Source organism: Streptomyces sp. NPDC055103 (assembly GCF_053607625.1).
Genome location: NZ_JBSGTX010000046.1, coordinates 47,965 through 69,836 on the forward strand (window position 1 = coordinate 47,965; position 21,872 = coordinate 69,836).

The window sequence follows — 21,872 nt, forward strand, 5'->3', positions numbered from 1 at the left end:
CAGGTACGCCCTCCATTGTGGGGCAGTGCGCTGACAACCCCCGCCGACCGGACGTCAGGCCGCGCCGCGGGTCCCGTCACCGGTGCGGGTCAGCCACAGGCCGACCGCGGAACCGAGCACGAGCGCCCCCGAGCAGACGCTCGCCGTGACGTGCGCGGCGCCGGTCCAGCCGGCGAAGGTGTTGACGTAGGCGTTGGCGAGGACGCCCGCCGTGAGCAGCAGCCAGAGCAGGAACCGCATGGGAATCTCCAGGGGTGTGGGGGTCGTGGGACGTCGCGAGGTGCTGATTCGATCTTCGTCCTGCCCCCGTCGCCGCACAGCGGTGCCCGCACCCGGACCGATGGTGGAGCCTGCACCACCGTGCCGCCGAGGAGCCACCGCCTAACCTGGCGGGATGCGCGAGGCGATCAAGGAAGCGGCCCGGGCCTGGTGGCATCTTCTGACCGGGGCCGCGCTCGCCGTGCTCTGTCAGCTGATGGCCGGCGTCGTCCTCTTCACCGCCGTCCTCACCCTCACCGTCATCGGCGCCGCCGTCCTCCCCGAGAGCGTGCTGCTGCTGCGCGTGCTCGCGGGCCGGGACCGGATCCGTACCGCCGCCAGAACCGGTACGCCCGTCCCGGAGGCGTACCTTCCGCTGGAAGGCCCCCTCCCCGCGCGCGTGCGGACCGCCGTCATCGACCCCGGCACGCACCGCGATCTGATCTGGGCCGCCGCGCACGCCGTCTACGGCGTGCTCCTGTGGTGCGCCTCGCTCGTGGTGTGGGTGTGCGCGGTGGTGGTCGACGGCGTGTGGGCGGGGCTCGCGGGGCACCGCCCGCTGGTGCTGCCGCTGATCGGCAGGCTCGCCGACCTGGAGGCCGACTGGTCGCGCGCGCTGCTCACCCCGGCCCCGTCCGCCGCCCGGGACGCCGTGCTCGCCGCCCGTGTCGAGCAGCTGACCGCCACCCGGGCGGGCGCGGTCGCCGCGCACGGCGCCGAGCTGCGACGGATCGAACGCGACCTGCACGACGGCGCGCAGGCCCGGCTGGTCGCCCTCTCCATGCGGATCGGCCTGGCCAGACGGGCGTACGACTCCGATCCCGCGACCGCGCGCAAGCTGCTCGACGACGCCCAGGACCAGGCCGAGGAGGCGCTGACCGAGCTGCGGCACGTCGTCCGCGGCATCCACCCGCCGATCCTCACCGACCGCGGCCTCACCGGGGCGGTCAGGGCCCTCGCCGCGAGCAGCGGCCTGGAGGTGGAGGTGTCGGTGGACGGCTTGGACGGGCAGGACGACGGCGCGGACTACGCCGACCGCCGCGCCGCCGGACCCAGCCCCGTCGACTCCCGCACCGCCCGACCCCGCCCCGTCGACTCCCGCACCGCCCGACAGCGCCCCGAAGGCCCCCGCGCGCCCGCCGCCGTCGAGGCCGCCGCGTACTTCGTCGTCGCCGAAGCCCTCACCAACGCCGCCAAGCACAGCGGCGCCGCCCGCGCCTCCGTCGCCCTCGTCCGCCGCCCCGCCGGTCTGCGCGTCCTCGTCCGGGACGAGGGCCGCGGCGGGGCCGAGGCGGGCGAGCGGGGCGGCTCCGGCCTGACGGGCATGCGCCGCCGGGTCGCCGCGCTCGACGGCACCGTACGACTGACCAGCCCCCCAGGGGGCCCGACCGTGATCGAAGTGGAGCTTCCGTGCGTGTGGTGATCGCCGAGGACAACGCCCTCCTCAGGGAGGGCCTGGTGCTGCTGCTGTCCTCCTCCGGCCACGAGGTCGCCGGGGTCGCGGCCACCGGCCCCGAGATCCTGCCGATGCTCGTGGAGCACCGCCCTGATGTGGCCGTCCTCGATGTGCGGATGCCGCCCGGCTTCCGCGACGAGGGGCTGCGGGCGGCGCTCGCGGCCCGCGAGGAGCTGCCCGGCCTTCCGGTGCTCGTCCTCTCCCAGTACGTGGAGGAGACGTACGCGGCCGAGCTCCTCGGCGGCGGCGCCCGGGGCGTCGGCTACCTCCTGAAGGACAGGATCGGGCGGGTCGACGAGTTCCTGGACGCCCTGGAGCGGGTCGCGGCCGGCGGTACGGCCCTGGACCCGGAGGTCGTCGCCGAGCTGCTGGCCCGCCGCCGCGACGACCCGCTGGACTCGCTCACCCCGCGCGAGCGCGAGGTCCTGGAACTGATGGCCCAGGGCCACGACAACGCCACGATCGCCCGCTCGATGGTGGTCACCGAGCGGGCCGTGCACAAACACATCGGGAACGTCTTCGCGAAGCTCGGCCTGCCGCCGAGCGACAGCGGCGGCCACCGCCGGGTCCTCGCCGTGCTCGCGTACCTCAACGCCTGAGGCGGCTGAGGCGCCTGAGGTGCCTGAGGTGCCTGAGCCAGCCGAGGCCCGTGAGATGGCCGAGTCGCCTGGGGTGGCTCAGCTCCCCCACGCGGCCCCCGGCCCCCTTCACCCCCTCCCCCGCCGTCCCGCCACCGGCAGGAACACCCCCGCCGCCACCGTGACCACCACCGTCCCCGCGATCAGCGCGGCCTGCGCGGGCGGCAGATACGGCAGGCCGCCCGTCAGGGCCCAGGCGAAGGCGGTCAGCGGCAGCGCGGCCACCAGGCCCCCGAGGAGCAGCCCCGTGGCCGTCAGGAACCCGGCCTCCAGTCCGAGCATCCGGCGCACCTGACCGGCCGAGGCGCCCACCTGGCGCAGCAGCGCGAGCTCGCCGCGCCGTCCCGCGCCGATCAGGGTGAGAGTGCTGAGGACAGAGAGGAGGGTGAGCGCGCCGATCGCGGTGACGACCACCGCCGACACGATCCCGTTCAGCTCGGCCCCGGCCGTCGTCACCTGTTCCGGCACGACGGCGGAGCCGGCGGGGTCGCCCTTCGTCGCCGCCAGCACGCGCGCGGGGTACGGGTCGGTCATGTGCGGGGCCAGTTCGGCCTTCGGCAGCAGGAACTCGCCGAGGGCGAGCGAGTGCGCGTACACCGCCACCACCCGCAGCCGCTTCTCCGTGCCGTCGCCGAGGCGCAGGGCCACCGTCGAACCGGGCCGCGCGTCCAGCGAGTCCGCCATGTCCGCGCCGACCGCGACCGTCCCGCGCCCGGCGAGTCCGGCCAGGTCACCCGCGACCACGCCCGGGTCGAGCGTGCCCCGCAGGCCGTCGGCGTCCACGCCGAGGACCGGGAGCCGGTCGAGGCGCGGCGAACCGGCCTCCGTGCGGGCCAGGACGACCGTCGACCGCAGCACGTCCGTCGCCGCGGTCACGCCCGGCAGCTTCCGTACGCGCTCCGCCGTCGTGCCGGAGACCGCGAGGTCGGCGGTGGTCGCCGACCTCGCCTGCGCCTCGGCCGCCAGGCCCGTGGTCGCTCCCGCGGCGAGCTGCACCAGCGCGAAGGAGGTGACGAGGACGACCGGGGTGAGGGCCGCACCGATCCGCCGCGAGTGCGCGGTCGCACCGGCTGCCGTGAGCCGCCCGGGCGCCCCGCCGAGTCGACGGAACGGCCCTTCCAGGATCCGCATCGCGCCCCGCGCGATCCACGGCCCGAGCAGCGCGCACCCGGAGACCAGCGTCACCGTGGCCGCGCCGGCGGCGGCACCGGCCGCCTCGCCGCCCTGCGTCGTGGCGGTGACGGCCGCGCCCGCGCCCAGGACGAGCAGGACGAGCCCGCTGACGCGGCGCGCGCGTCCCTTCCCCCGGCCGCCCGACCGGCGGGTCGAGAAGAGGACGACGAGCCGGGCGAGGCCCACCACGACCGCGGCGACGACGAGCGAGGCGGCGAACAGCCAGGGCGGGGTGGGCAGGACGAGCCCCTCCGGTACGACTCCGGTACGGCCCTTCAGCAGCGACCACGCGGCCAGGAACGCCGGTACGGCCGCCGCCGCGCCCAGCACAGCCGCCGCGCCCGCCACCCGGGTCACCTCCCGCCCGGCGGCGGCCCGCATCTGACGGGGTGTCGCGCCGACCGCGAGCAGCAGTTCGCGCTCGGGGCCGCGCTGACCGAGCGCCTGCGCGACGAGCGAGGAGAGGACGAGAACGGCGATGAGGAGGAGCGTTCCGGAGACGGCCGCGAGGAGTTCGAGCAGCTCGGCGCGCGCGGGCGGCGCGGCGAGCTGCTCGGCGCCGCCCCGGCCGTCGCCGGTGAGCGCCCGCAGGGGCTGTCCCGACGCGGTGTCCTTGAGCCCGGCGCTGTCCAGAGCGGCCCGCACGCGCGCGTGGAGGGTGTCCGCGGGGATGCCGGGCTCGGCGAGGACCCCGACGGCGTCGTACGCGCCCGGGTGCCCGGCGAGCTGCCGCGCCTCCCCCGCGGTGACGTACAGGGCGGCGGGCCCGTCGGCCACACCGACGACGGTCCGCCCGCCCACGGTGTCCCCGACCCGGACCCCGGATCCGGCACCGGTCCCGGCCCCGCCTCCACCTCCGCCTCCACCTCCGCCTCCCGCGACGACCTCTCCGCCCGTACGGGGCTCCCGCCCGTCGAGCAGCTCGTACGGCGCGAGCGCGGCGGCTTCCCAGGACCGCCCGGTGTACGCCCCGGACCGGGGGCCGCCACCCGGCTCCCGTACGACGAAGGTGTCGTCCGGGATCGCGGCCCGGACGCCCGGGACCGCGCGCAGGACGTCGACGGCCGCACGCGGGATCCGTACACGCTCGGTCAGCCCGGCAGAGACGGTCGTCGGCTCGCTGCCCCACGGATCGGTGGTCCAGCTGACCTCCTGGTCGCCGGCGACGACGACGGGCGCCGCCTCGTACCGCTCCACGCGCGCGTGGCCGAGTCCGACCGAACCGATGGCGAGGGCGAGCGCGCCGAGCAGCGCGGAGGTGACGGCGACGGCCGCGAACACGGCCGTCCACGCCTTGCGGTGGGCCCGCAGCGACCGTGCGGCGAGAAGCCTCACCGCCGGATTGCCGACCGCCGCGCTCATCGCGCCACCGCCAGGTGCTGCCCGGCCGGCGCGCCGAGGGCGGCCCGTACCCCGGCCTCGTCCGGCCGGTCGAGGCGGCCGACCAGCCGGCCGCGCTCCAGGAACACCGCCTCGTCCGTCCACGCCGCCGCCACCGGGTCATGGGTGACGAGGACGACGGTCCGGCCGCGCTCGTCCACCGCGCGCCGCAGCAGGGCGAGGACCCCGGCGGCGGTGACCGGGTCCAGCGCGGCGGTCGGCTCGTCGGCGAAGACGACCTCGGGTTCGTTGACGAGGGCCCGCGCGATCGCCACCCGCTGCCGCTGGCCGCCGGAGAGGTTGTCCGGCGCGTCCTCGGCCCGGTCGGCGAGCCCCACGGCCGCGAGACCGGCCAGGGCGCGGTCGTCGAGCTCCCGGCCTTCGCGGGCACCCGCGAGCAGCAGCGGCAGGGTGACGTTCTCCCGCACGTTCAGGGCGGACACGAGGTTCAGCGACTGGAAGACGAAGCCGACGCGGTCGCGCCGCAGGCGGGTGAGCCCGGGCGCCTTCAGGGTGGCGAGGTCGGTGCCCCCGATCCGTACCGTGCCCGACGTGGGCCGTTCGAGGCCCGCCGCGCACCGCAGCAGCGTGGACTTCCCGGAGCCCGACCGGCCCATCACCGCCACGAAACGCCCCCGCGGCACGACGAGGCTCACCCCGTCGAGCGCGGGCACTCCGCCACGGGACCCACGGGACCCACGCGCCCCTCCGGACCCACGCGCCCCTCCGGACCCTCCGTACGTCCGGGTCACCCCGTCCAGAGCGAGCGCGGCACCACCGCTCGCCGTACTCCCCGAGCTCTCCGTCACCGCTGTCGTCATCATGCCGACAACGCTAGAAAACCGCAGGTCACGGCGGTATGGAGCTGGCTGCCGGGTTGAGGGTGGAGCTGGCTACACCCTCAACGGCGACGGCGGCCGTCGTTCTCGTCGTCGTCGTGCGGGCCGAACAGTTCGTCCGCGAGGGTCGGCAGATCGTCGAGCGGGGTCTCCTCCGCCCAGTCCGAGCGGCGGCGCGGCTGCCCGTTCTCGTCGAGCTGAGGCAGCTCACGGGTCCGGTCGTTCGCACCGTGGGGCTGCGACGGGGCCTGCGGCCTCGACCGAGGCTGCGTCCGCTCGTCGCGGAAGATGCCCTGCGGCACCCGGTCGACGGGGTCGGACGTCCTGGTGTCCCGTACGGGAGGCAGGACGGCGGTCTCGTCGACGGCGCGCGGGTCCCGGATCTGCGGCAGGACGGCCGTCTCGGCCTCCGGCGGCTTCACGATCGGCGTGGCCACGGTGACCTCGTCGGGCGAGACCGTGGGTGATTCGGTCTCGCCGGCGGCCTTGGCATCCGGCTTCACGATCGGCGTCGGCACGGTGACCTCGTTCGCCGACATCCGAGTGGCCCGAGCGGCCCGCTCGGCCGCCGCCCGCTGCTCGGCCACCGCACGCTTCTCCGCCGCGGCCCGCTTCTCCTCGGCGGCCCTCGCCGCGGCCGCCTCCGCCGCGGCGGCGCGCTGAGCGGCGGCCTGCTCCGCGGCGGCACGCTCGGCCGCGGCCTTCTCCGCCGCCGCCTTCGCGGCAGCCTCCGCGGCGACCTTCTCCGCCGCGGCCTGCACCGCGGCTTCCTCCGCGGCCTTCGCCGCGGCGGCTGCCTCGGCCATCCGGCGGGCCTCCTCGGCCCGCAGCAGGGCCTCCTCGGCCTTGCGCTGCTTCTCCAGGCGGCGTTCCTCCGCCTCGGCCCGCAGCCGCGCCTCCTCCTCGGCCTCCTTGCGGATCCGCTCCTGCTCCTCCTGGCGGGCCTTCTCCTCGGCGGCGAGGCGCTTGCGCTCCTCCTCGGCCGCCAGCTCGGCGGCGACCCGGGCCTCCTCGGCCTCGCGACGGGCCTCCTCCGCCTGCCGTTCGGCCTCCAGGCGGCGCGCCTCTTCCTCCTCGCGCCGCTTGCGCTCCTCCTCCTCGGCGCGGAGCTTGGCGAGCTGCGCCTGCCGCTCGCGCTCCAGGCGCTCCTCCTCGGCCTTGCGGGCTGCCTCTTCCTCCGCCAGGCGCCGCGCCTCCTCCTCGGCCTTCCGGCGGGCCTCCTCGGCGGCCTTCACCTCGGCCTCGGAGAGCGGCAGCATCCGGTCGAGCCGGTGGCGTACGACGGTGGTGACGGCCTCGGGCTCCTGACCGGCGTCGACGACGAGGTAGCGGCTCGGGTCGGCGGCCGCGAGGGCGAGGAAACCGGCCCGCACGCGCGCGTGGAACTCCGGCGGCTCGGACTCCAGCCGGTCCGGCGCTTCGGTGAAGCGCTCGCGGGCCGTCGCCGGGGAGACGTCGAGGACGACGGTGAGGTGCGGGACGAGCCCGTCCGTCGCCCAGCGCGAGATACGGGCGATCTCGGTCGGGGACAGGTCGCGGCCCGCGCCCTGGTAGGCCACGGACGAGTCGATGTACCGGTCGGAGAGGACGATCGCGCCCCGCTCCAGGGCGGGCCGGACCAGGGAGTCGACGTGCTCGGCGCGGTCGGCCGCGTACAGCAGGGCCTCGGCGCGGTTCGAGAGCCCCGCCGACGACACGTCGAGGAGGATCGAGCGGAGCCGCTTGCCGATCGGGGTGGCACCGGGCTCGCGGGTGACGACGACCTCGTGGCCCTTCGCCCGGATCCACTCGGCGAGCGCCTGGACCTGGGTCGACTTCCCGGCGCCGTCGCCGCCCTCCAGGGCGATGAAGAAGCCGGTCGGGGAGGGCGCCTGGGCCGGGTCGGAGCCGCGCAGCGCGTCGCGCAGGTCGCGGCGGAGCGGGACACCGGCGCGGTCGTCGGTCTTCGCGAGGACCAGCGCGGCGACCGGCAGCAGCAGGGCGCCGACCAGGGCGAGCGTCAGGGCCGCGCCGTCGTGCGCGAAGTCGGCGCTCTCCGAGGCGAGCGGGTACGGCCCGATGGCGGCGGCGAGCAGCGGGGCCGCGAGCGCGCCGAGGGCCATGCCGACGCGGGCGTTGGCCTGGAGGTGCTCGGTGGTCCGGGCCCGGCGCGGCTCCTCGGTCTCCTGGTCGACGAGGGTGTGGCCGGTGTTGGCGGCGACACCGGCCGCGTACCCGGCGAGGACGGCGAGGAACAGCACGGTCGCCGTGTCCGGCACCAGGCCCATGGCGATCAGCGCGACACCGGTGACGGCGGTCGCAAGGGCGAGCAGCCGGCGCCGGGACAGGACGGGCAGGACCTTGCGCGCGGTGCGGATGCCGACGGCGGTGGCGCCGCTGAGCGCGAGGATCAGGAGCGCGTACGTCACGGGGCCGCCGCCCAGGTCGTACGCGTGGAGCACGGCGAGGGACGCGGCCGCGGCGATCGCCCCGGCGACGGTGGCGCAGGTCAGGACCAGCAGGGGCAGGACGCCGGTGCGGCCCTTCCCGGCCACCGCGCCCTCCGCGCCGGCCTTCTCGGCCGACGGGCGGCGCATGCCCTCCAGGGGCGAGCGGGGCCGCGGCGTCTGCCCGCCAGGCAGCGTCATCGCGTACAGGCCGGTGACGGAGGCGGCGAACAGGCCGGCCGCCACGTACGAGCCGAGGGCGGCCTGGTGCAGCGAGAACCAGTCGAGTCCGACGCCGAGCAGATCGCCGACGAGCGTGGCGACGAGCAGGACGCCGGCCGCGGCCGGCACGGCCAGGAAGCCGGTGCGCTGGGACAGCCGGCGCAGCGCGCCGAGGTGGTCGGGCAGCGGCCGTACGGCGTCGCCCTCCAGCGGCGGGGCGGGCAGCAGCGCGGGAGCGGCGCCCTCGCGGCAGACCGTCCAGAGCCGCTCGGCGGCGCCGGTGACGAAGACGGTGCCGAGCAGATACCAGAGCGCGCTGCCGGGGATCCAGTCGATCCACAGGGGCGCGATGACGAGGAGCGCGATCCGCACGCCGTCGGCGCCGATCATGGTCCAGCGGCGGTCGAGCGGGCCGTCGGGCCCGGTGAGCGCGGTGAGCGGGCCGAGGAGGACGGCCCCGAAGAGGACCGAGGCCAGCAGGCGCGTACCGACGACGGCGGCCACGGCGAACGCCGCGCCCCGGTATCCGCCCCCGAGCGCGCCCTCGGCGACGGCCGCCTGGAGGCCCAGGAGGACGAGGACGAGGAGGGCGAGGGCGTCGGCGACACTGCCGACGAGGTGGGCGCCCCACAGCCGGCGCAGGGGCTGATGGCGCAGGAGGGCCCGTACGGCACGCTCCTGGGAATCCGCGACGAGTGCGGCGTCGGAATCGCCGAGGCGGTCTGGCTGCTCTGCTCGCGTCATCCGTCCACCCTATCCGGACGCCCTTGCTCCCCGCGGCCTCCGCCCGAACATCCGCACGAGCCTGTGACGGGACCGACGCGGGAAGGCGGAAGCGGGGAGGCGGGGGAGGGGGAGGCGGAAGCGGGGAGGGGCGGGGGCCACCGGCCCTCGCCCCTCCCCGCTCTCACCAGGCTTTCACGAGCCGCTTCGCTACTCCGGCTGCGCGGCCGCCGTCTTCTTGGCCGCGGTCGTCTTCTTCGTCGCCGTGGTCTTCTTGGCGGCGGTCTTCTTCGCGGCGGTCGTCTTGGCGGCCGTGGTCTTGGCGGCGGTGGTCTTCTTCGCCGCCGTCTTCGTGGCCGTCTTCTTCGCCGTGGTCTTCTTCGCCGGGGCCTTCTTGGCGACCTTCTTCGCCGGTCCCTTGGCCCGCTTCTCCGCGAGGAGCTCGTAGCCGCGCTCCGGCGTGATCGTCTCCACGCTGTCGTCGGTCCGCAGGGTGGCGTTGGTCTCGCCGTCCGTCACGTACGCGCCGAAGCGCCCGTCCTTGACGACGACCGGCTGCCCGCTGACCGGGTCGGTGCCGAGCTCCTTCAGCGGCGGCTTGGCCGCCGCCCGGCCACGCTGCTTCGGCTGCGCGTAGATCGCGAGCGCCTCGTCGAGCGTGATCGAGAAGAGCTGCTCCTCGTCGGTGAGCGACCGCGAGTCCGTGCCCTTCTTCAGGTACGGGCCGTAGCGGCCGTTCTGCGCGGTGATCTCGACGCCCTCGGCGTCCGCGCCGACGACCCGCGGCAGGGACATCAGCCGGAGCGCGTCCTCCAGGGTGACGGTGTCGAGCGCCATCGACTTGAAGAGGGAGGCCGTCCGCGGCTTCACCGCGTTCTTGCCGGTCTTCGGGGTGCCCTCGGGCAGGATCTCCGTGACGTACGGGCCGTAGCGGCCGTCCTTCGCGACGATCTGGTTGCCGCTGACCGGGTCGGTGCCCAGCTCGAAGTCGCCGCTCGGCTTGGCGAGCAGCTCCTCGGCGTGCTCGACGGTCAGCTCGTCGGGCGCCATGTCGTCGGGGACGTCGGCGCGCTGGTGGCCCTCCGCGTCCTTCTCGCCGCGCTCGACGTACGGGCCGTAGCGGCCGACGCGCAGCACGATGCCGTTGCCGACGGGGAACGACGAGATCTCGCGCGCGTCGATCGCACCGAGGTCGGTGACGAGCTCCTTGAGGCCGCCGAGGTGGTCGCCGTCGCCGTTCCCGGCGTCCGCCGCACCGCCGGGGGCCGCCGCGCCGCCCTCGCCCGTGCCGTCGCCCTCACCGAAGTAGAAGCGCTTCAGCCACGGCACGGACTTGGCCTCGCCCCGCGCGATGCGGTCGAGGTCGTCCTCCATCCGGGCGGTGAAGTCGTAGTCGACGAGCCGCCCGAAGTGGGTCTCCAGGAGGTTGACGACGGCGAAACTCAGGAAGGACGGCACGAGGGCCGTGCCCTTCTTGAAGACGTAGCCGCGGTCGAGGATCGTGCCGATGATCGACGCGTACGTCGACGGGCGGCCGATCTCGCGCTCTTCCAGCTCCTTGACCAGCGAGGCCTCGGTGTAGCGGGCCGGCGGCTTCGTCGCGTGGCCGTCCACCGTGATCCCGTCGGCGGTGAGCGCGTCGCCCTGGGCGACCTGCGGCAGGCGCCGCTCGCGGTCGTCGAGCTCCGCGTTCGGGTCGTCGGCGCCTTCCACGTAGGCCTTCATGAAGCCGTGGAAGGTGATCGTCTTGCCGGACGCGCTGAACTCCGCGTCACGGCCGTCGGAGGACCGGCCGCCGATCTTCACGGTCACCGAGTTACCGGTGGCGTCCTTCATCTGGGAGGCGACGGTCCGCTTCCAGATCAGTTCGTAGAGCCGGAACTGGTCGCCGGTCAGGCCGGTCTCCGCGGGGGTGCGGAAACGATCACCCGAAGGGCGAATCGCCTCGTGCGCCTCCTGCGCGTTCTTGACCTTGCCCGCGTAGACGCGCGGCTTCTCCGGCAGGTAGTCGGCGCCGTACAACTGCGTGACCTGCGCCCGGGCCGCCGAGACGGCGGTGTCGGACAGGGTCGTGGAGTCCGTACGCATGTAGGTGATGAAGCCGTTCTCGTACAGCTTCTGCGCCACCTGCATGGTCGCCTTCGCCCCGAAGCCCAGCTTGCGGCTCGCCTCCTGCTGGAGGGTCGTGGTCCGGAAGGGGGCGTACGGGGAGCGGCGGTACGGCTTCGACTCGACCGAGCGCACGGCGAACGCGGTGTCGGCGAGCGCGGCGGCGAGCGCCCGTGCCTTCTCCTCGTCCAGGTGGAGCACGCTGTCGGACTTCATCCGCCCGTCGGCGCCGAAGTCACGGCCCTGGGCGACGCGCTTGCCGTCGACCGAGTTCAGCCGGGCGACCAGCGAGGACGGGTCGGAGGCGTCACCGGTACGGCCGGTGCCGAAGGTGCCGGTGAGGTCCCAGTACTCGGCGGAGCGGAAGGCGATGCGCTCGCGCTCGCGCTCGACGACGAGCCGGGTGGCGACGGACTGCACGCGGCCCGCCGACAGCTTCGGCATGACCTTCTTCCACAGGACCGGCGAGACCTCGTAGCCGTAGAGCCGGTCGAGGATGCGGCGGGTCTCCTGGGCGTCGACCATGCGCTGGTTGAGCTCGCGCGGGTTGGCGACGGCCTCGCGGATCGCGTCCTTGGTGATCTCGTGGAAGACCATCCGGTGGACGGGGACCTTGGGCTTCAGGACTTCCTGGAGGTGCCACGCGATGGCTTCGCCCTCGCGGTCCTCATCGGTGGCGAGGAAGAGTTCGTCGGACTCGGCGAGCAGCTCCTTGAGCTTCCTGACCTGCGCCTTCTTGTCGGCATTGACGACATAGATGGGCTGGAAGTCATGCTCGACGTCGACTCCGAGGCGGCGCACCTCGCCGGTGTACTTCTCCGGCACCTCGGCGGCGCCGCTGGGGAGGTCGCGGATGTGTCCGACACTCGCCTCGACGACGTAGCCAGGGCCGAGGTAGCCCTTGATCGTCTTCGCCTTGGCAGGCGACTCGACGATGACGAGTCGGCGGCCGCCGTGTGCGGTCTCGCTGGTCGGGGACAACTTCGCTCTTCTCTCCGGATCGACACTCTCTGGCACGTACGGCGCTGGCACGCACGGCAGCGGCACGGACGGTGACGCTCCCGTCGCTGCGGAGTGTGACGGTACAACCCGCCCCCGTGTCAAACGGCGAAAGCCCGCAACGGCCACTCGAACGGTAACCCGAGTTTTGGCATTCCTGCCGCCCGGACTCCCGGACGGGCGGGGCGGGCGTCCGGAGCTGTGCCCTCGCCGGAGGGATCGCGGGCGGAGCCCGGGAGGGATTCAGAGGCGGCCGAAGCACCAGAGGCCGAGGGCCAGGAAGGCGGCGCCGAAGAGGCTCGTCAGGGCGGCCGCCGCGCGCGGGGCGGCGCCGTACGCCACGGGCTCACGGTGCAGTGTCCGCACGGTGGTCCACAGCAGCAGCGCGCCTCCGAACAGCGTGAACGCCGCCCCCGCGAAGATCGCCGGCCCGCTCTCCATGCCCGTACCCCGTTCCGTTCACGTGCGGTGTTCGTCTCCCGCGGCCGAGGCTGGCACCTCCGGGCATCGAGAGCGCGAATTCCGGGTGAACGACGCGGACCGTCCCGTACGGTTTCACGAAGATGGCCGGTAGTGACCCACTCCTCACTTCCCCTCCACCCTCCCCTGTCACATCGAGCGTGATCTCACATCACGTCGAGCGTGGCCCGGCGCCGGCTGCCGCGCTCGAAGACGGCGAGCAGGGCGACGGCGAGCAGAGCCCAGCCGGCTCCCACCGCGAGCTCGGTGCCGAGCAGCGCCCCGTCCAGACCGCCGCCCGCGGTCAGCCGCCGCGCCGCGTCCGCCGCGTGCGTGAGCGGCAGCAGCTCGCCGGCGAACCGCATCCACTCCGGCAGCGACTCCCTGGGCACGGCGGCGCCCGTCAGGAGGAGGAGCCCCGAACTCGCCACGTTGGACACGAGGAACACGTCACGGAAGCGGAGCCCGAGCGCCCCCAGCGCGAGCCCGAAGGCCGAGCAGGCACCGGCGGCGGCGAGCAGCACCAGACCGAGCCCGGGCAGTGCCCCGGCGGGCACGGGCAGCCCGAGCAGCAGCGCGGCGGCGGTGAGGACGAAGGCGCTGACGAACAGCCCGTTGAGGACGTACGGGAGGGCGCGTCCGATCCAGAGCGGGACCCGGCGCCTGGGCGAGAGCAGGACGGCGCCGAGTGTGCCGTACCGGCGCTCGTTGGCGACGGCCATCGTGCCGCCGTACACGCAGGAGGCGGAAGCTGCGAGAACGGCGTTGCCGACAAGATGGAAACGGTCGTCGGCGACGCCCAGTTCCCGGCCGAGGAAGACGAAGAAGAAAACTTGGAGGAGCGGCCCCACCAGCAGGGTTCCGATGAACATCGGCGGGGTCGTCCAGTTGAAGAGCGCCCGGTAGGAGATCGCCCCGCCGACGACGACGAGCCGGGCGGTGCCGGAGAAACGGAACATCTCTGTCTGGCCTTTCACGTGAGGGCGAGGGTGGCGGCGGCGCGCGCCCGGCGCTCCACCCGCCCCAGGACGAGGACGGCGGCCAGGGCGTATCCGGCCCCGAGCGCGACGGCGGCGAGCAGCGGTGTGACCACGTCCCCGCCGGAGGTCGCCGCGTGCACGGCCCGCGCGCCCCAGGTGGTGGGCAGCGCCCAGGACAGGGGCTGCGTCCAGGCGGGCAGCACAGTGACGGGCACGAGGAGCCCGGACAGCAGCCAGATCGGCGTGTCCAGCGGGTTGGCCAGGGCGTTGGCGTTGCGCAGCAGGACGAAGGTGGCGGCGAGGAGGAGCCCCATCATGCCGAGGGCGAGGACGCACACGGGCACGGCGAGCAGGAAGAGCAGCGGGTGCGCGAAGTCGAGCGGGACGCCGAAGAGGACCACGCCCCAGAGGACGGTCGCGCCCATCGCGTACGTGCCGATGACGGCGGTCGCGAGGGTGATCGGGAGCAGGACGAGCGCGAGCGGCGCCGGCGCCACGACCAGGCTCTCCAGGGTGCCGAGCCAGCGCTGGTTCTGCACGGCGCCGCCCGAACCGAAGAGCACCGAGCCCCAGATGCCCATCAGTCCGGCGCCGACGGAGGCGGTGAGCAGCCGGTCGGGGTCGCCCGCGGCCCGGAAGAGGTAGACGGCGAGGGTCGCGTAGACGAGCGGGACGAGGACGGCGAAGGTGATCTCGATCGGGGAGCGCGACATGTACGAGACATGGGTACGCACGCCGACGAGGATCAGTCGCGGGACGCGCCTCATACGGACAGCTCCTCGGACACGCCCGCGGTCGGAGCTCCGTCGGTGTCCGCGTCGGACTCCGTGGCGGCGTGCGCACCGGCCTCCACGCCGGCGTCCAGACCAACCTCCGCGGACTTGTCCGGAGCGGTCGCCGCCGCTGTGGACTCGTCCGGAGCGGTCGCCGCCGCCTCCTCCACGATGGCGATGTAGGCGTCCTCCAGGGACGGTTCGCGGCTCGTGACCCGGCCGATCCGCACGCCGTCCAGCGCGTTCAGTACCGGCCCGTGCAGCTCGGCGGAGCCCGGTCCTGTCTGCACGGTGACGATCTGGAGCGCGCCCCGGTCCTCGACCGACGCACCCCGGACCCCGGCGATCCGCCGCACCCGGTCGAGCCGCTCCTCGTCCACCCCGTACGCCTCGATCTCCAGCACGTCGCGGCCCCGCACACGGGACTTGAGGCTCTCGGGCGTGCCGAGGGCGCGGATCCGGCCGCCCGCGATCACGGCGATCCGGCCGCAGAGCTCGTCGGCCTCGGCCATGTAGTGGGTGGTGAGCAGGACGGTGGTGCCGGCCGCGGACAGGTCGGCGACCGTACGGCGCAGGTCGCGGGCGGCGACGGGGTCGACGCCGATGGACGGCTCGTCGAGGAAGAGCACGTCGGGGCGGTGGAGGAGGCCGCGGGCGATGTGGAGGCGCTGCCGCATGCCGCGCGAGTAGCCCTCGACGCGCTCCTTCTCGCGGCCCACGAGGCCGACCAGGTCGAGGAGTTCGGCGATGCGCCGATTCTGGGCGCGGGCCTCGACGCCGTACAGCTCGGCGAAGTAGCGGAGGTTGTCGAGCGCGGAGAGCCGGTCGTACAGGCCGCGGTCGCCGCCGAAGACGTACCCGATCCTGCGGCGTACGGCGACGGGGTCGCGGGCCACGTCGTGGCCGAACACCCGGGCCGTGCCGGAGGTCGGCAGGAGCAGGGTGTTGAGCATCTTGATGGTGGTGGTCTTCCCGGCGCCGTTGGGGCCGAGCAGCCCGAACAGTTCACCCGGCGCCACCTCGAAGGTGACCCCGCGGACGGCTTCGGTCTCGGTCCGGCGGGGCTTCAGCCACCCGGTCCTGCTGGTGTAGGTGCGGCGCAGCGCGTCCGCCTCGATTGCGAGCATGCGGCGGACGGTAGAAGCCCGCGGAGGGGCCGGGCCAACTATTCGGGAGCCCCCGAATCGTCGGGGCGGAGGGGCGGCGGGGCGGCCCCCGGCTCAGGCGACCGCCTGCAGCACGCCCTCCCCGGTGAGCAGCGCGAGCAGCGAACGGCCGGTGTCCGTGAGCTGGTAGTACACCGAGCGCCCGACGCGGTGCCGTGTGACGATGCCGGCCTCCGAGAGCACCGACAGGTGCTCGGAGACGGTGCTCGGCGCGAGGCCGAGCCGGTCGGCGAGCCCGGCCGTGGTGAGCGGCCCGCCCAGCTCGCGCAGGACCGCCGCGCGGCCCCGGCCGAGCATCAGGCCGAGCCGGTCCTCGGCGACGGGCTCGGGCGGTTCGCGCAGGGCTGCGGCGCCCCGGGCCTGGAAGCTGAGCGCGAACACCTCGGGGTCGTCCGTCGAGTACAGCCGGCAGCCCTCGGCGAAGACCAGCGGCACGAGCACGAGACGCCGCTCTCCGGGCGCGTACTCCGCCTCGATGTACTTGGTCAGTTCGAGTACGGGGGGCTGCCAGCGCCCCCGCGCCTCCAGGCCCGCGAACAGCGCGTCGACACCCTCCGTCGCGAACGTCCTGGCCCGGACGAGCACTTCGTCCTCGACCAGTCGGCGCATCGTCGGCCAGTACGGCTCGATCGCGCCCTCCCAGTAGGCCGCGTACGCGTCGGCGAGCGCCGCGCAGGCCGCCTCCGGGTCTCTCAGATAAGGCTGTACGAAGGCCTGGTCGGCCATTCCCGGGTAGCAGACGTCCACCTGCTCGCGGACGAACTCCGGGTCGGTGGCCCGCAGCGCGGCCAGCTCCTCGTGGACGTCGACCGTGCCGAACGGCCGGGGCAGCAGGAAGTCCGAGACCTGGGCCCGCCCTTCGACGAACAGGTCCCACAGCGGGCGGAGCCGGTCGTCCTCCCGCCACACCTCACGCGCCTGCCCGACCCACGCCTGGTACGGCCAGGAGGGTTGGCGGTGCGGGAGCGCGAGGTGCATCGAGCAGAACGCGTCCCGCAGGGGGCTGATCGCGATCCGGGTCGCCCCGAGCGAGGCCTCGTCCAGCTCGATCCGTATCAAGCGCGGCTCTCCTCGCCGGCGGAGGCGCCGTCCTCCGCGCCGACGGGCAGCAGGAAGCCCTCCTCGACGAGCAGCCGGATCGCCTGCGGGGTGCGGTCCCGCAGGACGACCGGGTCCTCCCCCATCAGCTGTCCGATCGCGTCGAGGATGCGGCCGGCGCTGAGGGTGCCGTCGCACACGCCGGCGAACCCGGCGCCGATGTGGTCGACCTTGGTGGCGCGGCGCATGCCCCGGTTCTGCCGGAGCACGACGTGCTCGGGGTCCTCGGCGCCCGGCAGCCCGACCTGCTCCTGCATCACCTCGGGCGCGAGTGTGAAGCGGTCGGCGAGGAGCGCGGCATCGTCGTGGGTCCGCAGGTAGTCCTGGCGCTCGAAGTGGGCGCGGATGGTGGCGCCGAGGGGCTGCTCGACCGGGTGCGGCCACTCCTCGATCAGGATCGAGGGCTCGATCGCGCCCGACTCCACCGCCGCGTTCCGCCGGATCGTGATCCAGCCGAAGCCGATCGCCTTGGTCTTGCGGGCCTCGAACTCGTCGAGCCAGCGTCCGTACGCCGACCGGTACTCGTCCGGGTCGCCGCGGTGGTCGCCGCTGTCCCGCAGCCAGAGCTCGGTGTACTGGGTGACGTCCTGGACCTCGCGCTGCACGATCCAGGCGTCGCAGCCGCGCGGCACCCAGGACCGCAGCCGGTCCTGCCAGTCCTCTTCCTCGACGTGCTGCCAGTTGGCGAGGAACTGGGCGTAGCCGCCGTCGTTGAGCCGCTCGCCCGCCTCCTGCACGAGGGTGCGGCACAGGTCGTCACCGCCCATCCCGCCGTCCCGGTAGGTGAGCGCGGCGCCGGGAGAGATGACGAACGGCGGGTTGGAGACGATCAGGTCGTACGTGTCGCCGTCGACCGGCTCGAAGAGCGAACCCTCCAGCAACTCGGCCTCCCGGGCCCCGGAGAGCGCGAGCGTGAGCCGGGTGAAGTCCAGGGCGCGCGGGTTGAGGTCGGTGGCGGTGACCAGGGTGGCGTGCTGGGCGGCGTGCAGCGCCTGGATGCCGGAGCCGGTGCCGAGGTCGAGCGCGGAGGACACCGGCGTACGGACGGTGATCCCGGCGAGGGTGGTCGAGGCGCCGCCGACGCCGAGGACGACGCCCTCGGCCTTCTTCCCGATGCCGCCGGCGCCGCCGACGGCGCAGCCGAGGTCGGAGACGATGAACCAGTTCCCGCCGTCCTCACCGCCGTAGGGCCGGACGTCGACCGTCGCGAGCACGGCGTCGCCCTCGCGGACCACCCAGCCGTCGGCGAGGGCCTCGTCCAGCGGAAGCGCCGCGGCGGCCCGGTCGTGGTCGACGGCCCGCTGGAGCAGGAAGAGCCGGACGAGGGTCTCCAGCGGCGAGTCGCCGCCGGTGGCGCGCAGGGCGGGCACGGTCTCGCTTCGGGCGAGCGCCGCGTAGGCGGGGGCGCCGAGCAGGTCGAGCAGTCCGTCGGCGGTGTAGTCGGCGGCGAGCAGTGCCTCGCGCAGACGGGCGGCGTGCGCGGGCACCGGGAGGCGGGGAGGCAGGCTGGTCGTACTCACGGATCCCATTGTGACGGCCACCACCGACATCCGGACGCCCGACCCGACGGGAGCCGGCTGGGAGCCCGGCGAGGAGGTCCGCGGGGACACCGGCGGGAGGTCCGCGGGGACACCGGCGGGAGCCCCTCCCGGACACCGGCGGGATCCCCGGACACCAGCGGGAGCCCCTCCCGGACACCGGCGGGATCCCCGGACACCAGCGGGAGCCCCTCCCGGACACCGGCGGGAGGTCCGCGGGGACACCAGCGGGAGCCCCTCCCGGACACCGGCGGGATCCCCGGACACGGGCGGGAGCCCGCCGGGAGACCCGGCGGGCTCTCCTCCGGGGATCTACTCCGAGGCCTTCTTCGTGGGCTTGGCGGTGGCACTCTTGCTCGGCGACGACGAGCCCGAGTCGGCGTCCGAGCCCTTGTCCGAAGAGGTCGAGCCGGCCTTCGGCGAGGCCGTGGCCGAGCCGGAGGTCTCCGGCGGGACCGAGGCGGTGGCCTTCTGGCAGCCGGGCTGCTTGGCCATCGCCTGGCCCAGCTCGCCCTCCTCCAGCTTGGCGAGCGCCGCCTGGTCCATCTTCTCGATCTTGGTCAGCCCGTCGGCGACGTCCTGGAGGCCGTCCGCGAACTTCTGCTGGTTCGTCGGATCCAGCGCGTCGACTTCCTTCTTGAGCCCCTCGTAGGCCACCGCGGTGGCGTTGAGCTCCTTGATCGCGTCCTGCTGGACCTTCTGGCCGTTCTCGACGGGCGGTACCCCGGCGGCCTCGACGGCCTTGGCGAGGGCGCGATCGGCGTCGGCGATGTCCTGGAACGCCTTCGAGTCGGCGGCCTGGATCTCGGCCGGCTTACTGTCGGCGGCCGTCGAGATGATGATCTGGTGGGCGTTGGCCCGCTTCTGGATCTGAGGCTTCGCCTGGTCGCAGAACGTCTTCGCCCAGTCCCCCACCTTGTCGCCCTCGTCATCGCTGCAACCGGACAGCACGAGCACCAGTACCGCACCGCCGGACAGTGCGGCCGCAAGCTTCTTGTTCACCGGATCGGTCCCTTCCAAGGCTCTCGGCCCCGGAACATACACGCCGAACGGGCTACTTCCACCTTTCGTGGGACGGATTCCTCCCACATTGCAGTCTTTTGAACCAAGCGAGAGGAGTCCTCGGACACCTCCGGAGCCTTGGGAATGAGACGGACGACACGTCAGGAGACCGTCACCGAACGCCGCTTGGAGACCCGGACCGCGACGACCACGACGAGCACCGCGAGCCCGGCGACCCCCGCCCTCAGCCAGTCGTTGGCGTCGTCCCCGTAACCGAACCTGACGACCGCGGGGGCGATCAGCAGCGCGACCAGGTTCATCACCTTCAGGAGCGGGTTGATCGCCGGACCCGCCGTGTCCTTGAAGGGGTCGCCGACCGTGTCCCCGATGACGGTCGCCGCGTGCGCCTCGCTGCCCTTGCCTCCGTGGTTGCCGTCCTCGACCAGCTTCTTCGCGTTGTCCCAGGCGCCACCGGAGTTGGCTAGGAAGACCGCCATCAGGGCGCCCGTACCGATCGCCCCGGCGAGGTACGCGCCGAGCGGGCCGACCCCGAGCGCGAAGCCGACCGCGATCGGGGCGGTCACGGCGAGCAGCCCGGGCGTGGCGAGTTCGCGCAGTGCGTCCCTGGTGCAGATGTCGACGACCCGTCCGTACTCGGGCTTCTCGGCGTACGTCATGATCCCGGGGTGCTCGCGGAACTGCCGCCGCACCTCGTGGACCACCGAACCGGCCGACCGGGACACCGCGTTGATCGCGAGTCCCGAGAAGAGGAACACGACCGCCGCGCCGAGGATCAGCCCGAAGAGGTTGTTGGGCTGCGAGATGTCCATCGAGAGCGTCAGCACGTCCGTCGCCCCGTCGATCGCGTCGATCCCGCCGGCCTCGGCGACCGCCGTCGCGATGGCGTCCCGGTACGAGCCGAAGAGCGCGGCGGCCGCCAGGACGGCGGTGGCGATGGCGATGCCCTTGGTGATGGCCTTCGTGGTGTTGCCGACGGCGTCGAGGTCGGTGAGGACCTGCGCGCCCGCGCCCTGGACGTCCCCGGACATCTCCGCGATGCCCTGGGCGTTGTCCGAGACCGGGCCGAAGGTGTCCATGGCGACGATCACGCCGACGGTGGTGAGCAGGCCTGTCCCGGCGAGGGCGACCGCGAACAGCGCCAGCATGATCGAGGCGCCGCCGAGCAGGAACGCCCCGTAGACGGCCAGCCCGATCAGCAGGGCCGTGTAGACGGCGGACTCCAGGCCGAGGGCGACGCCCGCGAGGACGACGGTGGCGGGGCCGGTGAGCGAGGACTTGCCGATGTCCCGGACGGGCCGCCTGCCGGTCTCGGTGAAGTAGCCGGTGAGCTGCTGGATGAGCGCGGCGAGGACGATGCCGATCGCGACCGCGACGAGGGCGAGGACCCGCGGGTCGCCGGCGTGGTCGTTGATGCCGGGCTCGGTGACGCCTTCCAGCTCGGCGTACGAGGACGGCAGGTAGGCGAAGGCGGCGACGGCGACCAGCACGAGGGAGATCGTCGCCGACAGGAAGAAGCCGCGGTTGATCGCGTTCATCCCGCTGCGGTCGGCGCGCCGCGGGGCGACCGCGAAGATGCCGATCACCGCGGTGACCACGCCGATCGCCGGCACCATCAGCGGGAACGCGAGGCCGTGGTCGCCGAAGGCGGCCATGCCGAGGATCAGCGCCGCGACCAGCGTCACCGCGTACGACTCGAAGAGGTCGGCGGCCATGCCCGCGCAGTCGCCGACGTTGTCGCCCACGTTGTCGGCGATGGTGGCGGCGTTGCGCGCGTCGTCCTCCGGAATGCCCTGTTCGACCTTGCCGACCAGGTCGGCGCCGACGTCGGCGGCCTTGGTGAAGATGCCGCCGCCCACCCTCATGAACATCGCGATGAGCGCGGCGCCGAGCCCGAATCCCTCCAGGACCTTGGGCGCGTCCGCGGCGTAGACGAGGACGACGCAGGAGGCGCCGAGCAGCCCGAGGCCGACGGTGAACATGCCGACGACCCCGCCCGTACGGAACGCGATCCGCATGGCCCGGTGCGCGACCTCGGTGAGGTCCTTCTCGGGCTCGCCCGGCGCCGGGGTGGCCTCCCTGGCGGCCGCGGCGACCCGTACGTTGGCCCGGACGGCGAGGCGCATGCCGACGTATCCGGTGGTCGCCGAGAACAGCGCCCCCACCAGGAAGAACAGGGACCGTCCGGCGCGCTGCGCCCAGTCGTCGGCGGGCAGCAGCATCAGCAGGAAGAACACGGCGACCGCGAAGACCGCGAGGGTACGCAGCTGCCGCGCGAGATAGGCGTTGGCGCCCTCCTGCACGGCGGCGGCGATCTCCTTCATCCTCTCGGTGCCCTCGCCGGCCGCGAGCACCTGACGGACGAGGAGCTGCGCGACGAGCAGCGCGCCGAGGGCGACGGCCGCGACGACGACCACGATCGTCCGGTTCCCGCTCGTGAGCACCGCCGCGGCGAGCGAAGTGGGGTCCATGCTCACGGATCATAAGGAGACGAACCGGTACAAACATGGATGCCGGGGAGCCTCCGCGCGGATGCACCAATCCACGAGAAGAGGGCCCCCCCCCGGCGGGGGCGCGGGGCGTGGGGCGCGGAACGGGGCGGGCGGGGGGAGGGC

General features: G+C 74.0%; 15 protein-coding genes. 2 read left to right on the plus strand and 13 right to left on the minus strand.

Annotated elements, in window-relative coordinates:
* Positions 1-54: 54 nt before the first annotated feature.
* On the minus strand, positions 55-240 hold the full coding sequence (locus tag ACWFR1_RS26520; RefSeq protein ID WP_453555242.1) for a hypothetical protein: 186 nt from the start codon (positions 238-240) through the stop codon (positions 55-57).
* Between the two features lie 154 nt (positions 241-394).
* On the opposite strand from ACWFR1_RS26520, the gene ACWFR1_RS26525 reads away from it, so the two are divergent.
* Together ACWFR1_RS26525 and ACWFR1_RS26530 are read left to right on the plus strand one after the other, a co-directional pair.
* On the plus strand, positions 395-1,681 hold the full coding sequence (locus ACWFR1_RS26525; RefSeq protein WP_453555244.1) for a sensor domain-containing protein: 1,287 nt from the start codon (positions 395-397) through the stop codon (positions 1,679-1,681).
* Positions 1,669-2,313, plus strand: coding sequence for a LuxR C-terminal-related transcriptional regulator (locus ACWFR1_RS26530; RefSeq protein WP_453555246.1), 645 nt, complete (start codon positions 1,669-1,671; stop codon positions 2,311-2,313). Before ACWFR1_RS26525 ends, ACWFR1_RS26530 begins: the two co-directional genes overlap by 13 nt.
* A gap of 108 nt (positions 2,314-2,421) precedes the next feature.
* On the opposite strand, the gene ACWFR1_RS26535 is transcribed toward ACWFR1_RS26530, so the two are convergent.
* From ACWFR1_RS26535 to ACWFR1_RS26590, 12 genes are all read right to left on the minus strand, one after another.
* Positions 2,422-4,887 carry an FtsX-like permease family protein gene (locus ACWFR1_RS26535; protein WP_453555248.1) on the minus strand — a complete coding sequence of 822 codons (2,466 nt, stop codon included), beginning with the start codon at positions 4,885-4,887 and terminating at the stop codon, positions 2,422-2,424.
* On the minus strand, positions 4,884-5,729 hold the full coding sequence (locus ACWFR1_RS26540; protein WP_453555250.1) for an ABC transporter ATP-binding protein: 846 nt from the start codon (positions 5,727-5,729) through the stop codon (positions 4,884-4,886). The genes ACWFR1_RS26535 and ACWFR1_RS26540 overlap by 4 nt, the downstream gene beginning before the upstream one ends.
* Before the next feature lie 77 nt (positions 5,730-5,806).
* Positions 5,807-9,136: a dTMP kinase gene (gene tmk, locus ACWFR1_RS26545; RefSeq protein ID WP_453555252.1), complete on the minus strand. Its 3,330-nt coding sequence runs from the start codon at positions 9,134-9,136 to the stop codon at positions 5,807-5,809.
* 189 nt (positions 9,137-9,325) lie between these two features.
* Complete coding sequence (gene topA, locus ACWFR1_RS26550) at positions 9,326-12,205, minus strand: type I DNA topoisomerase (RefSeq protein WP_453555254.1); 2,880 nt, start codon at positions 12,203-12,205, stop codon at positions 9,326-9,328.
* Between the two features lie 261 nt (positions 12,206-12,466).
* Positions 12,467-12,664: a hypothetical protein gene (locus ACWFR1_RS26555; protein ID WP_453555256.1), complete on the minus strand. Its 198-nt coding sequence runs from the start codon at positions 12,662-12,664 to the stop codon at positions 12,467-12,469.
* A gap of 185 nt (positions 12,665-12,849) precedes the next feature.
* Positions 12,850-13,641: an ABC transporter permease gene (locus tag ACWFR1_RS26560; protein WP_453555258.1), complete on the minus strand. Its 792-nt coding sequence runs from the start codon at positions 13,639-13,641 to the stop codon at positions 12,850-12,852.
* 14 nt (positions 13,642-13,655) lie between these two features.
* Complete coding sequence (locus ACWFR1_RS26565; RefSeq protein WP_453555260.1) at positions 13,656-14,429, minus strand: ABC transporter permease; 774 nt, start codon at positions 14,427-14,429, stop codon at positions 13,656-13,658.
* A complete protein-coding gene (locus tag ACWFR1_RS26570) occupies positions 14,426-15,562 on the minus strand; it encodes an ATP-binding cassette domain-containing protein (RefSeq protein WP_453555262.1) in 1,137 nt (378 codons plus the stop codon). The genes ACWFR1_RS26565 and ACWFR1_RS26570 overlap by 4 nt, the downstream gene beginning before the upstream one ends.
* A 93-nt stretch (positions 15,563-15,655) precedes the next feature.
* Positions 15,656-16,660, minus strand: a complete 1,005-nt coding sequence (locus tag ACWFR1_RS26575) for an ArsR/SmtB family transcription factor (RefSeq protein WP_453555264.1) — start codon at positions 16,658-16,660, stop codon at positions 15,656-15,658.
* Positions 16,657-18,228 carry a DUF7059 domain-containing protein gene (locus ACWFR1_RS26580; protein WP_453555266.1) on the minus strand — a complete coding sequence of 524 codons (1,572 nt, stop codon included), beginning with the start codon at positions 18,226-18,228 and terminating at the stop codon, positions 16,657-16,659. The genes ACWFR1_RS26575 and ACWFR1_RS26580 overlap by 4 nt, the downstream gene beginning before the upstream one ends.
* A 321-nt stretch (positions 18,229-18,549) precedes the next feature.
* Positions 18,550-19,239, minus strand: a complete 690-nt coding sequence (locus tag ACWFR1_RS26585; protein ID WP_453555268.1) for a small secreted protein — start codon at positions 19,237-19,239, stop codon at positions 18,550-18,552.
* Between the two features lie 161 nt (positions 19,240-19,400).
* Positions 19,401-21,728 carry a sodium-translocating pyrophosphatase gene (locus ACWFR1_RS26590; RefSeq protein ID WP_453555270.1) on the minus strand — a complete coding sequence of 776 codons (2,328 nt, stop codon included), beginning with the start codon at positions 21,726-21,728 and terminating at the stop codon, positions 19,401-19,403.
* Positions 21,729-21,872: the final 144 nt, after the last annotated feature.

Excerpts from the sequence above, each read along its gene's own strand:
- ACWFR1_RS26520 (WP_453555242.1), bottom strand. The coding sequence starts at position 240 with ATGCGGTTCCTGCTCTGGCTGCTGCTCACGGCGGGCGTCCTCGCCAAC.
- ACWFR1_RS26525 (WP_453555244.1), top strand. The coding sequence starts at position 395 with ATGCGCGAGGCGATCAAGGAAGCGGCCCGGGCCTGGTGGCATCTTCTG.
- ACWFR1_RS26535 (WP_453555248.1), bottom strand. The coding sequence starts at position 4,887 with ATGAGCGCGGCGGTCGGCAATCCGGCGGTGAGGCTTCTCGCCGCACGG.
- ACWFR1_RS26540 (WP_453555250.1), bottom strand. The coding sequence starts at position 5,729 with ATGATGACGACAGCGGTGACGGAGAGCTCGGGGAGTACGGCGAGCGGT.
- tmk (WP_453555252.1), bottom strand. The coding sequence starts at position 9,136 with ATGACGCGAGCAGAGCAGCCAGACCGCCTCGGCGATTCCGACGCCGCA.
- ACWFR1_RS26555 (WP_453555256.1), bottom strand. The coding sequence starts at position 12,664 with ATGGAGAGCGGGCCGGCGATCTTCGCGGGGGCGGCGTTCACGCTGTTC.
- ACWFR1_RS26560 (WP_453555258.1), bottom strand. The coding sequence starts at position 13,641 with ATGTTCCGTTTCTCCGGCACCGCCCGGCTCGTCGTCGTCGGCGGGGCG.
- ACWFR1_RS26565 (WP_453555260.1), bottom strand. The coding sequence starts at position 14,429 with ATGAGGCGCGTCCCGCGACTGATCCTCGTCGGCGTGCGTACCCATGTC.
- ACWFR1_RS26570 (WP_453555262.1), bottom strand. The coding sequence starts at position 15,562 with ATGCTCGCAATCGAGGCGGACGCGCTGCGCCGCACCTACACCAGCAGG.
- ACWFR1_RS26580 (WP_453555266.1), bottom strand. The coding sequence starts at position 18,228 with ATGGGATCCGTGAGTACGACCAGCCTGCCTCCCCGCCTCCCGGTGCCC.
- ACWFR1_RS26590 (WP_453555270.1), bottom strand. The coding sequence starts at position 21,728 with ATGGACCCCACTTCGCTCGCCGCGGCGGTGCTCACGAGCGGGAACCGG.